Raw genomic sequence first — 14,715 nt, forward strand, 5'->3', positions numbered from 1 at the left:
GCAGGAGGGCGACGGGCTGCACCGCGTCGCGCAGGCGACCCGACCCTGCCGCCGACCCGCCGATGCCCACCCAGGCAGCGACGTCCGATCCCGGGCGGCGTGCTCAGCGCTTCAGCGCCCAGATCAGGATGCCGGCGGCGACCGAGACGTTCAGGCTCTCGATCCGCCCAGACCCGCGCAGCGTGACGCGCGCCTCGCAGGCCGCGAGCGTCTCCGGCGAGAGGCCCCGCTCCTCGTTGCCGAGTACGAGCGCGACGGGACGGTCGCGCGGGAGCGACGCCGGGTCTGCGCCCCCCTCGGCCACCGCGCCGACGGCCAGGAAGCCCGGGCGGATCGCCTCGAGCGCCGGCACCAGCGGCGCGGCGCGGTAGAGCGTCAGGTGTTCGAGCCCGCCCTCGGCCACGCGATGCGCCGAGTCGGACGGGCCCGCCTGCTTCGCATGTCCCGACAGCACGATCCGGTCGAGCCCGAAGAACGCGGCCGTGCGCGCGATCGCGCCGAGATTGTGCGTGTTGGCAATGCCGTCCAGCGCGAGCAGCAGCGGGAGGCGCTCGCGCGCGGCGAGCACCGCGGCCGGATCGAAGGCCGGGATCGCCTTCGGCCGCGCGACCGCGACGATGCCGCCGTGCTGGACGGTGCCGGCGACCCGGTCGAGTTCGGCGCGCGGCAGCATCCGGTAGGGCCGGCGGGCGGCGGCCAGCACCTTGCAGAACGGCCCGGCCGCCTCGCGCAGCGCCTCCTCGTAGAACAGCCGCTCGACCCGCTGCGGCGCGCGCGCGAACAGCGCCGAGACCGCGGCCAGCCCAGCGACGCGCACGAGGTCGGCTGCCTCCTCGCGCGGCGCGCGCTCAGGGGCGCGGGCGGGCGGGCGCGGCGGGCGGGGCGGTCCGCGGCGATCGCGCGGCGGTGGGTCTCGGCGCATGGCGGCTGCGTGCCATCGTGCGAAGGCGGCGGCAAGGGTCCGGATGGACGCCTCCGGGTGGCCGGCCTAGCGTGACCGGGTGACCGAGACCGCCCTGTCCCTCCCGACCCGGCCGCCGCGCCTGCCCGGCACGCGCGCTGTCCGCCCGCGCGCCGCCGCGAGCCTGGTGCTGCTGCGCGAGACCAGCGACGGCCCGGCCGTGCTGATGGGGGTGCGCAGCGGCGCGCACCGCTTCATGCCCAACCGCTTGGTGTTTCCGGGCGGGCGGGTCGATCCGGCCGACCACCGGGTCGCCTTCGCCGCCCCGCCGCCATCGACGCTTGCTGCCTCGTTCGGCGCGCTCGCCACCGCGCTCGCCGCCGCCGCGATCCGCGAGACCTTCGAGGAGACCGGGCTCCGTCTCGCCGCGCCCGCCCCGCGCGGGGCGCGCCTGCCGCGCGGCGGCTGGTCGCATTTCGTCGCGGGCGGCTGGCTGCCGGCGGCGGACGCGTTGGTGCCGCTGTGCCGGCTGGTCACGCCGAGCTTCAGCCCGATCCGCTTCGATGCACGGTTTCTGCTCGCCCCGGCCGAGCGGCTCTCGGGCGAGCTCCGCGGCAACGGCGAGCTGGAGTTCCTGCGCTGGATCCCGCTCGCCGAGGCCGAGGTGCTCGACCTCGCCCTGCCGCAGCGCGTGGTGCTGCGCGAGGTGGCGGACTGGCTGGCGGCGGATGCGGCCGCGCGCGCCGCACGCCGCGCGCCGCTCTGGCGCGAGACCGGACCGCATCTCGTCCGCGTGCCGCCGCTATAGCGCGATCGCCGGGTCTGCCAGCCGGTTCTCGGCCCTGAGCTTGAGCAGATGCGCGCGCACCGTCTTGGCCGCGGCCGGGCGCAGCGCCTCGGCCAGCCCTGGGTAGAGCGCCGCGACGATCGCCTCGACCGACGCCGCGCCGGCGGCCAGCGCCTCGAGAATCCCCGCCTCGCGCTCCTCGCGGTGGCGCAGCAGCGCGGCGACGTAGGGGCGAGGATCGGTGATCGGCGGGCCGTGGCCGGACAGGAAGGTCTGCTCGGGCCGCTCCAGCATGCGGCGCAGATGGATCATGTAGGCCGCCATGTCGCCGTCCGGCGGGGCGACCATGCTGGTTGACCAGGGCATGACGTGGTCGCCGCTGAACAGCACGCCCTCGCCCTCGAACGCGTAGCAGAGATGGTCCGAGGCGTGGCCCGGGGTGTGCAGGACCGCGAGCCGCCAGCCCTCGCCCGCGACCGTGTCGCCCTCGGTCAGGATCTCGTCCGGCAGGAACGGCGGATGGCCGGAGGTGATGCCGACCGTGCGCTCGGCCTGCGGGTGGCCCCAGCCGAGCACCGGGGCCCCGGTGGCGGCGGCGAGCGGGGCCGCACCGGGCGCGTGGTCCTGGTGGCTGTGGGTGACCAGGATATGCGTCACGGTCTCGCCCCTCAGCGCGTCGAGCAGGCCGCGGCGATGGGCCGGATCATCCGGCCCGGGGTCGATCACGGCGACCCGCCCGGCGCCGAGGATCCAGGTATTCGTGCCGTGATAGGTGAAGGGTCCGGGGTTGCGCACGACCACGCGGCGGACGCGCGGGTGCACCGTCTGCACCGCACCATAGGCCGGCGCCGGTTCAGTGATGAAGGCGATCGTCTCCATGGCAACCGAGAATGCCCCGGATCGCGCCGTTGCACAGCGTCCTTGTTGTGACAGGGCTCACATCGCCCGGGTGCCCCGCGGATCGATGGTGTCTCCATTCCGGCGATTGCATGGCTCTGCCGGGACGAAGAAACCAATCTGCAACCCACGGCGCAGAAGCTCTGCCGACGCGATGGAACCCCGGACATGGTACGCCTGATCCCACCTCTCCTGTTCGCCCTGATCACCCTCGGTGCGCTCGCCGCCGCACTCGACGAGGGCGTGCGACGCGATGCGCCGGGGTCCGCCTTCGTCGAGGTGCTGGTGCGCGCCCCGTCGGGCGAGGCGCACTAGGCGGCCTTACGCCTCGTCGGCCACCCGGGCCGCGGTGCCGCCCATGCTGATCATCGCCAGGAACTCGCGCCGCGTGGTCGGGTCGTCGCGGAACGCGCCGAGCATGCGGCTCGTCACCATCGACACGCCCGGCTTGTGGATGCCGCGTGTGGTCATGCACTGGTGGGCTGCCTCGATCACCACCGCGACCCCCTTCGGCTGAAGCACCTCGTTGATCGTGTTGGCGATCTGTGCGGTCAGCTTCTCCTGGATCTGCAGCCGCTTGGCATAGGCATCGACCACACGGGCAAGCTTGCTGATGCCGACCACGCGCTTGTGCGGCAAATAGGCGACATGCGCGCGGCCGATGATCGGCACCATGTGGTGTTCGCAGTAGCTCTCGAGCCGGATGTCGCGCAGCAGCACCATCTCGTCGTAGCCGTCGGTCTCCTCGAAGGTGCGGGCGAGCAACTCGTCGGGGTCGATCTCGTAGCCGCAAAAGAACTGGCTGTAGGAGCGCACCACCCGCGCCGGCGTATCGACCAGCCCCTCGCGGTCGGGGTCGTCGCCGGCCCAGCGCAGCAGCGTGCGCACGGCGGCCTCGGCCGCCTCGCGGGTCGGCCGCCGCTCGGTCAGCTGCGGCGGCGAGAGCGGGGTCGGGGTCTTGACGTTCACGGAACGGGTTCCTTTCGGACAGCGGGGTGGCGGGATGACCGTTCTTGTCGTTCTCCGGCCCGGTGCCCTGAACGGGGGCCCAAGCTGTTCGTCCTCAACAGCGCGATAGAGTGGCGCCGCGTCCGGGCAAGTCAATCACGGCCTCACGCGGGCGTGAGGCTCACTGCGCCGCGCAGACATCCGAGCCGTCGCGTGCGGCGAGCAGGTCCTCGGCGGCCTGCAGCAGCGAGAGCCGACCGGCGAACGAGAGGCCGCGCGGGTCGACGTGATCGAGATCCGGAACGAGATGCAGACGAGCGCGTGGCAGCGCCTGCGCGAGCCGCACGCTCTCGGTCCAGGGAATCACCGGGTCGCGCGCGCCGTGCACCAGGATCGCGCAGACAGGGAGCCGGCCGAGCGGGGCATCGGCGAGACTGAGGCGGCCGAGCGCGCCGCGCAGCGGGTCAGGCAGGGCGGCGATGCGGCGCGGCACCGCGTCCGGGTCGCGCTCGTCGGCGAGGGCGAGCACCGCGCGCGCCCCGACGCCGATCTCGCGCGCCGGCGGCGCAGGGCGCCCGGCGAGCCTCGCCTCGGCGACCTCGCGCAGCCAAGCGACGTCACGAGGCTCGGGCAGGGCGGCGGCGTTGGCGAGCACGAACAGCCAGAGCGCCTCGGGTCGCGGCCGCCCGAAGCGCCAGGCAGTCTCGCCGGGCGCGCGGTGGGCCCCGGCGACCAGGAAGGTCAGCATCGCGTCGGTGTCGTGATAGGCACCGAGCGTGGCGATGAAGTCCAGCCGTGGTGCGACCTCGGGCCGCAGCGCAGCGAGGAAGGCCGGCCCGGCGGCGTACGAGATCGCCGCGATCCCGGCCGGACCGGGCGCCTCGGGCAGCGCCCGCACCGCGGCCGCGACCGCCTCGGCATCCGATGCATCGGCCGAGAGACCGCGCGCCGCCGGCAGGTCCGGCACGACCACCAGGAAGCCAACGCGCGCGAGACTCTCGGCGAAGGGCACGAGGCGGGCATCGCGCCGCCCGGCCTCGGACAGTCCCGGCACCAGAACAATCCGCGCGCGGGCCGGTATGCCCGGGCGGTAGAGATCGGCCTCGGTGCCGGGCACGGCGAAGGCCTCACGCGTCGGGGCCGGCGTGGCCTGCTTGAGCGCCGAGGGGCCGGGCCCGGCCTCGATATCGGCCAGCAGCCGCGCGGGCTCGTGCACGCACGCGGCGAGCAGCGTCAGCGCGAGAACGGCACGACGCATTCGAGGTGTCCCGACCAGAGGAACTGATCGATCGGCGTCGCGCGGGCCGGCCGCCAGCCGCCGGCGGCGAGGACGCGGGCGTCGCGCGCCAGCGCCGCCGGGTTGCACGAGACGTAGACGATCCGACGCATTGGCGCCTGCGCCAGCGCTTCGCATTGCGCGCGCGCGCCGTCGCGCGGCGGGTCAAGCACCAGCGCATCGATCCCCTTGAGCTCCGCCACCAGCAGCGGCCGCGCGGCGAGGTCGCGCGTCTCAACGGCGATGCGGCCGCCGAGCCCGGCGGCAGTCGCGGCGCGGCGCAGCGCCTCGCCCGCCGCCGCGTCGCCCTCGACCGCGCGCAGGCGGAAGCGCCGCGCGAGTCTGAACGTCAGCGTGCCGATGCCGGCGTAGAGATCGACGGCCGCCGCACCCTCCGGCAGGTCCGCCAGGGCATCGAGCACGGCCGCCGCGATCGCCGCCTCGCCGGCGCGGGTCGCCTGGAGGAACGCGCCAGGCGGCGCCTCGACCGCCACCTGCGCGAAGCGGATGGTCGGCGTGCGGCGCACCACCACCGGCACCGGTGCCTCGTCGCGCGTCGCCCAGCAGAGACGGGCGAGATCGGCCGTGTCGGCGAATGCGGCGAGGCGCTCGCGCTCGTCGAGATCGGGCGCGCGCGCGCCGCGCAGCACCAGATCGGCGCCAGTGTCGAGCTGGTTCACCTGCGCCTCGGCCTCCGGGCGGAGGCAGGCGAGGCTGCGGGCGAGCGCGCGCAGACGCTCGGCGAGCGCCAGGATCGCTGGATCGAGCACGCTGCATCCCGGCGCATCGACCACGCGGCGGCTTGCGCGTTCGTGGAACCCGATCGCGCCGGCGCGGAGCGCGAGATCGGCGCGCCGCCGCGTCGCCGGCGTGGTCGTCACGAGCGCGTCGATCGGCGTGTCCGGGAAGCCGGCGCGGCGCAGCGCCTCGGCGAGCAGGTCGGTCTTCCAGCGCCGGTAGGCGGGCTCGGCGAGATGCTGCACCGTGCACCCGCCGCAGGGGCCGAAATGCCGACAGGGCGGGGAGACGCGGTCGGGCGAGTCGGAGTGCCGCGCGAGCAGCCGCGCCGCCATGCCCTCGCCGCGGCGCGCCCCGGGCGCGATGCGCACCCGCTCGCCCGGCAGCGCGAAGGGGATGTAGGCCCGGCGGCCGTCGGGGAACGTCGCGACGCCGTCGCCGCCCGCGCCAAGGCGGGCGACAACGACGTCGATCGGTGTCAGCGTCGGGCGGGCCATTGTCTGTCACCCAGGCCCTTTCCTGCACGCCGGAGTGGGAGCCCGATGGCGCTCCAGGGTCCCTCTTCCCACGCCCGTGGGAGAGGCTCAGGATGAGCGCACCGGCTCACCCGCCCGCGGCGAAGGCGGCGATCCCCGTCTGTGCCCGACCGAGGATCAGCGCGTGCACGTCGTGCGTGCCCTCGTAGGTGTTCACCGTCTCGAGGTTCATCACGTGACGGATCACGTGGTACTCATCGACGATCCCGTTACCGCCGTGCATGTCGCGGCTCATGCGCGCGATGTCGAGCGCCTTACCGCAGTTGTTGCGCTTGAGCAGTGAGATCATCTCCGGCGCGACCTTGCCCTCGTCCCACAGCCGCCCGAGCCGCAGCACCGCCTGAAGCCCCAGCGTGATCTCGGTCTGCATGTCGGCGAGCTTCTTCTGGATCAGCTGCGTCGCCGCCAGGGGCTTGCCGAACATCTTGCGTTCCAGCGTGTAGGACCGCGCCGCGTGCCAGCAGAACTCCGCGGCACCCATCACGCCCCAGGCAATGCCGTAGCGCGCGTTGTTGAGGCACGAGAACGGGCCCTTCAGCCCCTTCACACCAGGCAGCACCGCGTCCTCGCCCACCTCGACATCCTGCATCATGATCATGCCGGTGATCGAGGCGCGCAGGCTGAACTTGCCCTCGATCTTCGGCGCGGTCAGCCCCTTCATCCCCTTCTCGAGGATGAAGCCGCGGATCTCGCCGGCGTCGTCCTTGGCCCAGACCACGAACACGTCTGCGATCGGCGAGTTCGAGATCCAGGTCTTGGAGCCGTTGAGCACGTAGCCGTTCGCGGTCTTCTTCGCGCGGGTGCGCATGCTCCCTGGGTCGGACCCGGCGTCGGGTTCGGTCAGGCCGAAGCAGCCGACCCACTCGCCGGTGCGCAGCTTGGGCAGATACCTGTCCTTCTGGGCGTCCGAGCCGAACGCCGAGATCGGGTACATCACCAGCGAGGACTGCACCGAAAAGGCGCTGCGGTAGCCGCTGTCGACGCGCTCGATCTCGCGGCTGATCAGCCCGTAGGCGACGTAGGAGATGCCGGCGCAGCCGTGGCTGTCCAGCGTCGCGCCGAGGAAGCCCATGCTGCCGAACTCGTTCATGATCGCGCGGTCGAAGCGCTCATGGCGGTTCGCCTCGAGCACGCGCGTCATCAGCTTCTCCTGCGCGTAGTCGCGCGCGGAGTCGCGGATCATCCGTTCGTCCTCGGTGAGCTGCTCCTCCAGCAGCAGCGGATCCTCCCAGTTGAACTTGGCGAGGGTGCGCTTCTTGGCGACAGGCGTGATGACGTTCATGGCGGGACCTCCCCGTGGCTTCGGGGTCAGTATAGCCCGAAGGACAGGAAGGAAAGGCGGGAGGACGACGGTCGTCCCCCCGCGCCCCCCTCCGCCACCGGGCCCAGGGGGCTAGTCCTCGACATCGCGCAGGACGATCGCGTCGCCCACGGCGACCCGGCCCCCTGCCTCGACGCGCCCGTAAACGCCGAGATCGACGTGCCCGAACGCATCGCGCAGCGCAGCGACCGGGTCGCAGTCGCGCTCGGCCGTTACCGGATTCACCTGGGTCGCGGCACAGCGCGGAATCCGCTTCGTCACGGTCAGGGTCGCGCCGCCGAGCTCGATCCGCCGGCCCACCCAGTCGAACTCCGTCCAGGCCGGCACGCCCGAGAAATACACGTTCGCCCGGAACCGCAGCGGATCGAGGCTACGGCCCATCGCCCGCTCCAAATCCGCGAGCGAGGCCAGGTTGATCAGGCTCACCACCTTGTTGCGGTGATCCGAGAAGCTGTGCCCGTCGGCGACCACGAAGCGCGGCGTTCCGCGCGCCTCGGCGCCGAGGAATGCGGCCAGGGCCGCCGCGATCGCCGCGCGGCCCCGATCGGTCGTGGTGTCGCCGGCGAAGGGCGGCGCGCCGGGGGCGTGGACCAGCAGCACGCCCTTGCGCTCGTCCCACGAGGCATGCAGCGCCGCAATCGGCGCGTTCACCATCAGGCAGGCGAAGTGGCGCTTCTGGAGCCATTCGGGCGCGGCCTCGTCGAACGGCGCATCCCCGTGCGCGAGCGCAAACCTGCGGTCCCCGGGCACGGTCTCGCCGGGATCGAGATGGGTCTCGGCCAGCGCCTCGGCCGTCAGCCCCTTCACTGGATAGCGATAGATATGCTCGACGCGCACGCGCCCCTCCCGAGATGGCCTTGAGCCCGATCAAGGCACGACCCATGTCCGGTGGGCAACGGTTGTCCGGGTCGCCTGCGGGGACCGGGGCGGCTGGTCGCCTCAGAGAGGGACAGGCTGATGGACATCGAGAAGTTCACCGAGCGCGCCCGAGGATTCATCCAGGCCGCGCAGACGATCGCGATCCGCGAGTACCACCAGAGGATTGCCCCGGAGCACCTGCTGAAGGCGCTGCTGGACGACCCCGAGGGGGCCGCCACCGGCCTGATCCGCGCGGCCGGCGGCGATCCGACGCGCGCCAGGGCCTCGGCCGATGCGGCCGTGCAGCGCCTGCCGAAGGTGTCGGGCTCCGGTGCGGGCCAGCCGATGCTGACCCCCGAACTCGTGCGCGTGCTCGACGCCGCGCAGCAGGCCGCGACCAGGGCGGGCGACGAGTATGTCGCGCAGGACAGGCTGCTGGTCGGCCTCGCTGCCGATCCGGGCGCCGCCGGTGCGGCGCTGAAGGCGGCCGGGGTGACCGCGCAGGCGCTCGACCGGGCGGTCGCCGACATCCGCAAGGGCCGCAAGGTCACCACCCAGGGTGCCGAGGACACCTTCGACGCGCTGAAAAAGTATGCGCGCGACATCACCCAGCTCGCCCGCGACGGCAAGCTCGACCCCGTGATCGGCCGCGACGAGGAGATCCGCCGCGTCGTGCAGGTACTGGCGCGCCGGACCAAGAACAATCCCGTGCTGATCGGCGAGCCCGGCGTCGGCAAGACCGCGATCGTCGAGGGCTTGGCGCTGCGCATCGTCAACGGCGACGTGCCCGAGGCGCTCAAGGGCAAGCGCGTGCTGGCGCTCGATCTCGGCGCGCTGGTCGCGGGGGCGAAGTTCCGCGGCGAGTTCGAGGAGCGGCTGAAGGCCGTGCTTGCGGAGATCGAGTCCGCTGCCGGCGAGGTCGTGCTGTTCATCGACGAGATGCACGTGCTGGTCGGAGCGGGCAAGGCCGAAGGCGCGATGGACGCCTCGAACCTGCTGAAGCCCGCGCTCGCGCGCGGCGAGCTCCATTGCATCGGCGCGACCACGCTCGACGAGTACCGCAAGCATGTCGAGAAGGACGCGGCCCTTGCGCGCCGCTTCCAGCCGGTGTTCGTCGGCGAGCCCTCGGTCGAGGACACGATCTCGATCCTGCGCGGCATCAAGGACAAGTACGAGACGCATCACGGCGTGCGCATCGCCGATGCCGCCCTCGTTGCTGCCGCGACCCTGTCGAACCGCTACATCACGGATCGTTTCCTGCCCGACAAGGCGATCGACCTGGTGGACGAGGCGGCCTCGCGGCTGCGCATGCAGGTGGACAGCAAGCCCGAGGAGCTCGACGAGCTCGACCGGCGACTGATCCAGCTCAAGATCGAGCGCGAGGCGCTGAGGAAGGAGGAGGATCCGGCCTCGAAGGATCGGCTCGCGCGGTTGGAGAAGGAGATCGCCGAGCTCGAGGAGAAGTCGAACGCGCTGACCGCCGACTGGCAGGCCGAGAAGTCGCGCGTCACCGAAACGAAGGAGCTGAAGGAGAAGCTCGACCGCGCGCATGTCGACATGGAGATCGCCCAGCGCAAGGGCGACCTGACGCGCGCCTCGGAGCTGCGTTACGGCATCATTCCGGACCTGGAGAAGCGCATCGCCGCCGCCGGCGAGCAGGGCACGCTGGTCAACGAGGCCGTGACCGAGGAGCAGATCGCCGGCGTGGTGTCACGCTGGACCGGCATTCCGGTCGACAGGATGCTGGAGGGCGAGCGCGCCAAGCTGCTGGCGATGGAGGAGAAGCTGCGCCAGCGCGTGGTCGGCCAGGAGGAGGCGCTCGTTTCGGTCGCCAACGCGGTACGGCGCGCGCGTGCAGGGCTGCAGGACCCGCACCGGCCGATCGGCTCGTTCCTGTTCCTCGGCCCCACCGGTGTCGGCAAGACCGAGCTCTGCAAGGCGCTCGCCGAGTTCCTGTTCGACGACGAGCGCGCGATGGTGCGCATCGACATGTCCGAGTACATGGAGAAGCACGCCGTCAGCCGCCTGATCGGCGCGCCGCCGGGCTATGTCGGCTACGAGGAGGGGGGCGCGCTCACCGAGGCGGTGCGGCGTCGGCCCTACCAGGTGATCCTGTTCGACGAGGTCGAGAAGGCGCACGAGGACGTCTTCAACGTGCTGCTCCAGGTGCTCGATGACGGGCGCTTGACCGACGGGCAGGGACGAACGGTCGATTTCCGCAACACCATCATCGTGCTGACCTCGAACCTCGGCTCCGACGTGCTCGCCGCGCAGCGCGAGGGCGAGGATGTCGATCTGGTCCGCGGCCAGGTGATGGCGGTGGTGCGCAGCCGCTTCCGCCCCGAGTTCCTGAACCGCCTGGACGAGATCATCCTGTTCCGCCGGCTCGGCCGGGCGCAGATGGGCGCGATCGTCGAGATGCAGCTCCGTCGCCTGCGTGCGCTGCTCGCCGAACGCAAGATCACGCTCGAACTCGACGACAGCGCCAAGGCATGGCTCGCCGAGGCGGGCTACGATCCGACCTACGGCGCGCGGCCGCTGAAGCGGGTGATCCAGCGGTCGTTGCAGAACCCGCTCGCGACCATGCTGCTGGAGGGCACGATCCGCGAGGGCGAGACAGTGCGCGTCTCGACCATGGGCGACGGGCTCGCGATCAACGGGCGGCTCGCCGAGGCGGCGTGAGGGCAGGGGGGCGGCGCGCAGCCGCCCCCGCACCTCTACAGGATGAAGTTCGCCTCGGTGAGCGCGATCCGCCCGACGAGTTCGATCTCGAAGTCCGCGAGCCCATCGCCGCTGACATCGGCGGCGACGATGGTGCTGTTGCCGACATGGCCATAGCGGAGCTGGCCTGCCGTCCCGTTGAATGCCCCCGTGCCGATGAAGACGAAGTCCTGGTCACCGGCGCGCGACGGATCGGCGTCGATCGCGGAGAGGTCAATCACATCGAGCGGGCGCTGAAAGTCCAGGATCCGGTCGCGGTTGCCGGCGCCGACCCCACTGTCGAAGAGTGTTTCGTAGAGGAAAACATCCTTTCCTGCGCCGCCCGTAAGCACATCGACGCCTGTACCGCCCACCAGCACATCGTTGCCGGCACCGCCCAGCAGCGTGTCGTTGCCGTCGCCGCCGTAGAGCACATCCCGCCCGGCACCGCCGTCGAGCAGGTCGTTGCCGGCGCCGCCCCACAGCGTATTCGGTCCATCGTTCCCGATCAGCACATCGTCGAACGCGCTGCCGATCAGGTTCTCGATATTGGCGAGCGTGTCGTAACCGGCGCTGATCGTGTCCTGCGCACTGGTAATGCGCAGATCGAGCGTCACGCCGCCAGGTGCATCGGCATAGCTGGCGGCGTCGACTCCTGGTCCGCCGTCGAGCAGATCGTCGCCGGCACCGCCGATCAGGATGTCGTCTCCTTCCTCGCCGTACAGCGCGTCATTGCCTGCCGCGCCGTGCAGCGTGTCGTTGCCCGCATCACCGCGCAGCAGGTCGGCGCCCGCGCCTGCGGTGACCGTGCTGTCGCCGGTGCCGCCGATGTAGACCAGGCGCGAGGTCGTGCCGGAGGCCAGGGTGATCGTCTCGGTCTCCGCCGAGCCTGTGATGTGCAGTTCGGGCAGCGTCGGGTCGATCGCGAAGTTCGCCTCGCCGCCGCCGGTGAGCCGGACGTAGCCGGTGGTGATGCTGCCCTGCGGAATGATGGTCTCGAACACGCCGAGCTGCTCGGCCGTCATGGACACGGTCCATTGCGTGACGGCCAGCCGCTCGACATCGCGGATGATCGCCCCGGTGATGTCGCGCGTGCCCCAGGGCCGCAGCGTGTCGAGACCGCTGCCGCCGTCGATCAGCGTCCCCGGACCGATGCTGTTGAGCAGGATGAAGGTGTCGTTGTCGGCCTCGCCGAAGGCATGGTCGCCGGGGAAGACGTAGATCGTGTCATCGCCGTCGCCGCCGTAGATATAGTCGGTTCCGTAACCGCCGGAGATCGTGTCGTTGCCGCCCAGGCCGTAGATGATGTTGTTTCCGCTCAGGTCCTCCGACGTCGGCGTACGAAGGGTGCCGTTGTCGTCGACCGTCCAGGTGTCGGAGATCCAGGGGTAGCCGGAGCCGAGATTCTCGTCGGCATCCGTGCCGGTGATCACGATGTACTCCGCCATGTCACTCTCCCGCGTGCGCGACCGCCACCGTTGGGGCGCGAACAACGGAGTGACCGTGCGAGCGACCTGGAGGGCGTTGCACCGTCACCTCGCGGCCCGCAGTTTCCCGGTGCCGTGATTCTCAGAGTCGAGACGCGACGGTCGGACAGGAGGTCACGCGAACACTGAAGGCCCGGCGCGCCTGGCAGCCTGTCACCAAGCTGCAAACGCAACCGTAACACGATCGAACGGGCACATCCACGACATTGCGATTGTGCTTCCATGACGGGGACGCGACGGCTCAGTCGGCGGCGGCGAGCTCCGCCACGCCGGCAAGCGCCGTGAACCGTCGGTCGATCCGCGCGCGCTCGGTGCGGAAGGCCGCAAGGTCGCGCCCCTGGAGGTTGCGGCCGGCGAGCATCCGGATCGAGGCCGGGTTCACGGCGACGTTGTTGCGGTGGACCTCGTAGTGCAGGTGCGGGCCCGTACTCATCCCGGTCGAGCCGACCCGGCCGATCACCTGGCCCTGGCGCACGCGCGCCCCGGGCCGGATGGCCGCCGGGATGGACGAGAGATGCGCGTAGAGCGTGGAGATGCCACCCGAGTGCCGCAGGATCACCGTGCGCCCGTAATTGCCGCGCCAGCCTGCGAAGGCGACCGAGCCCTCGCCCGCGGCATAGACCGGCGTGCCGGTCGGCGCGGCGAAATCGACCCCACGATGCATGCGGCTGTAGCCGAGGATCGGGTGGCGCCGCATGCCGAAGCCGGAGCTGATCCGCGCGGCGTCGAGCGGGGTGCGGAGCAGGGCCCGGCGCACTGACTCGCCCTTCTCGTCATACCAGTCCGGCGAGCCACCGGCCGGGGCGTGGCGCCAGATCCGCACCGCCCGGTCGCGCAGGCGAAGCTCGGCATAGATCCCCTGGCCGTGCTGGATCAGCGCGCCGTCGGGGTCGCGGAAACGCTCGAACATGACCGCGAAGCGGTCGCCGGGCTGGACGTAGCGCTGGAAGTCGACGGCGTGGCTGAAGGCGCGGATCAGGTTCATGATCAGGCTTGGCGGCACGCCCTCGGCGGCCATGTCCTCGTAGAGGCTCGAGCCGATCTCGCCCTCGGCACGCACGAGGTGCCGGATCTGCTGGGTCTCCTCGACGGATGCCTCGTAGCCGCCGGTCTCGGCCTGGCGCACCTGGATGCGCCGCGTCGCGTCGGGGACGATCTCGACGGCGCGCGCGCGCGTCGGATCGGCGGGGTCGGGCACCACGACGATCTCCTGGCCCGGCCGGAGCGCGCGTGGCGGCAGATGCGGCGCGATCGCAGCCGCCACCGCGTGCGCCTCGGCCGCGGCGAGGCCGGTATCGACCAGCAGCGCCATCAGCGTGTCGCCGCGCTCGACCACCACGAGGACCGGCGCGGGCGGGGCGTGCTGCTCAATCGCGAGATCGCCGGCTGCGGCCGCGGGATCGGATGGCAGGCCGCCGGCATGCTCGTCGATGGACGCGGCGGCGGCGGTCGCGAACAGGCAGAAGGCCGCCGAGATGGCGGCGCGGCGCAGGAACATGCGGGGAGGAGCCCTTACTGGTTGCAGTGCGGGCGGCACCCTCGCCTTCGCTTCCGCGTCGTGTCAACCTGCATGCGCATGGCGGTCATGCATTGTCGCGCGGCGGGGTCGCGAGGGGTGCGACGGGACCGGTCCGTTCCGCTGATGTGGCATCGGTGGTGGCAAAAAACGGCTGAACATCAAGGCGTTGTGGTCGGTCAGAGGGCGCTTGCCAGGGGGGCATGAAAGGGCGTTAAACTGATTTGACACCGGGTCGGGGGGTGCGTATAAGCCGCGCCTCGCCGACGGGGGCACCTGATGGCGGCCGCGGCCGAAAGGCTGCGGCGCGGGGCTCCGGCTCCGGCGCTCTTTGACAAGTTCATCGCGAGAGGAAGGGATGCGTTGGCGGCGTCTGGTCGCCTCGGCGCCATCCATGGGCACTGTCCATGGGTCGGCACTACGAGGTCGTACCACGCACACGTCAAACGCATCGCCACGATGCCAAGACGCCAAATGTGTGAGTGGGGTGACCTCGTTCATCGGACGGTGGCCTTCGGGTCACGGTTCAGATGAACCTGAGAGTTTGATCCTGGCTCAGAGCGAACGCTGGCGGCAGGCCTAACACATGCAAGTCGTGCGCCCCGCAAGGGGAGCGGCGGACGGGTGAGTAACGCGTGGGAATGTGTCTTCGGGTGGGGGATAACCCTGGGAAACTAGGGCTAATACCGCATGATGTCTGCGGACCAAAGCCGCAAGGCGCCCGAGGAGCAGCCCGCGTCCGATTAGCTA

The 14,715-nt window shown here is 71.5% G+C and carries 12 protein-coding genes, 1 rRNA gene and 1 pseudogene; 4 read left to right on the forward strand and 10 right to left on the reverse strand.

The genetic code is table 11. The annotated features are described in order from the left end of the window. Window positions 1-103: 103 nt before the first annotated feature. Window positions 104-922: a TrmH family RNA methyltransferase gene (locus ACTIFU_RS04445; RefSeq protein ID WP_439577083.1), complete on the reverse strand. Its 819-nt coding sequence runs from the start codon at window positions 920-922 to the stop codon at window positions 104-106. A 79-nt stretch (window positions 923-1,001) separates the two neighbouring features. Here ACTIFU_RS04445 and ACTIFU_RS04450 point away from each other — a divergent pair, with 79 nt between their 5' ends. Beyond that, a complete protein-coding gene (locus tag ACTIFU_RS04450) occupies window positions 1,002-1,709 on the forward strand; it encodes an NUDIX hydrolase (protein ID WP_439577084.1) in 708 nt (235 codons plus the stop codon). On the opposite strand, the gene ACTIFU_RS04455 is transcribed toward ACTIFU_RS04450, so the two are convergent. Further along, complete coding sequence (locus ACTIFU_RS04455) at window positions 1,704-2,567, reverse strand: MBL fold metallo-hydrolase (protein ID WP_439577085.1); 864 nt, start codon at window positions 2,565-2,567, stop codon at window positions 1,704-1,706. The two genes, ACTIFU_RS04450 and ACTIFU_RS04455, sit on opposite strands and share 6 nt — an antisense overlap. Window positions 2,568-2,753: 186 nt before the next feature. Here ACTIFU_RS04455 and ACTIFU_RS04460 point away from each other — a divergent pair, with 186 nt between their 5' ends. Further along, entirely contained in the window at window positions 2,754-2,900 is a 147-nt protein-coding gene (locus tag ACTIFU_RS04460; protein WP_439577086.1) for a hypothetical protein, read from the forward strand. 6 nt (window positions 2,901-2,906) lie between these two features. Here the strand turns inward: ACTIFU_RS04460 and folE are convergent, their stop codons facing one another. The 5 genes from folE to ACTIFU_RS04485 all read right to left on the reverse strand — a co-directional run bounded on the left by folE (window position 2,907) and on the right by ACTIFU_RS04485 (window position 8,241). Beyond that, window positions 2,907-3,554 (reverse strand): GTP cyclohydrolase I FolE, encoded by a 648-nt coding sequence (gene folE / locus ACTIFU_RS04465; RefSeq protein WP_439577087.1) that lies wholly within the window; start codon window positions 3,552-3,554, stop codon window positions 2,907-2,909. Between the two features lie 160 nt (window positions 3,555-3,714). Then, window positions 3,715-4,791 (reverse strand): alpha/beta fold hydrolase, encoded by a 1,077-nt coding sequence (locus tag ACTIFU_RS04470; protein ID WP_439577088.1) that lies wholly within the window; start codon window positions 4,789-4,791, stop codon window positions 3,715-3,717. Continuing rightward, entirely contained in the window at window positions 4,767-6,044 is a 1,278-nt protein-coding gene (locus ACTIFU_RS04475) for a class I SAM-dependent RNA methyltransferase (protein ID WP_439577089.1), read from the reverse strand. The genes ACTIFU_RS04470 and ACTIFU_RS04475 overlap by 25 nt, the downstream gene beginning before the upstream one ends. A gap of 106 nt (window positions 6,045-6,150) precedes the next feature. Continuing rightward, entirely contained in the window at window positions 6,151-7,365 is a 1,215-nt protein-coding gene (locus ACTIFU_RS04480) for an acyl-CoA dehydrogenase (RefSeq protein WP_439577090.1), read from the reverse strand. Between the two features lie 111 nt (window positions 7,366-7,476). Continuing rightward, window positions 7,477-8,241, reverse strand: a complete 765-nt coding sequence (locus ACTIFU_RS04485; protein ID WP_439577091.1) for an MOSC domain-containing protein — start codon at window positions 8,239-8,241, stop codon at window positions 7,477-7,479. 120 nt (window positions 8,242-8,361) lie between these two features. On the opposite strand from ACTIFU_RS04485, the gene clpB reads away from it, so the two are divergent. Then, the gene (gene clpB, locus ACTIFU_RS04490) at window positions 8,362-10,944 is read left to right on the forward strand and encodes an ATP-dependent chaperone ClpB (RefSeq protein ID WP_439577092.1); all 2,583 of its coding nucleotides are present in this window, start codon (window positions 8,362-8,364) and stop codon (window positions 10,942-10,944) included. Between the two features lie 35 nt (window positions 10,945-10,979). Here the strand turns inward: clpB and ACTIFU_RS04495 are convergent, their stop codons facing one another. From ACTIFU_RS04495 to ACTIFU_RS04505, 3 genes and pseudogenes are all read right to left on the reverse strand, one after another. Next, window positions 10,980-11,540 carry a M10 family metallopeptidase C-terminal domain-containing protein gene (locus tag ACTIFU_RS04495; RefSeq protein WP_439577096.1) on the reverse strand — a complete coding sequence of 187 codons (561 nt, stop codon included), beginning with the start codon at window positions 11,538-11,540 and terminating at the stop codon, window positions 10,980-10,982. Between the two features lie 81 nt (window positions 11,541-11,621). Next, window positions 11,622-12,410: pseudogene (locus ACTIFU_RS04500) on the reverse strand (calcium-binding protein); the annotation flags it as partial. Between the two features lie 280 nt (window positions 12,411-12,690). Beyond that, the gene (locus ACTIFU_RS04505) at window positions 12,691-13,947 is read right to left on the reverse strand and encodes a M23 family metallopeptidase (protein WP_439577093.1); all 1,257 of its coding nucleotides are present in this window, start codon (window positions 13,945-13,947) and stop codon (window positions 12,691-12,693) included. Window positions 13,948-14,497: 550 nt separating this feature from the next. Between ACTIFU_RS04505 and ACTIFU_RS04510 the strand changes: the two genes are divergently transcribed. Beyond that, window positions 14,498-14,715, forward strand: a 16S ribosomal RNA gene (locus ACTIFU_RS04510); the annotation flags it as partial.

It is taken from the genome of Elioraea sp., assembly GCF_051860475.1.
Lineage (GTDB): Bacteria > Pseudomonadota > Alphaproteobacteria > Acetobacterales > Acetobacteraceae > Elioraea.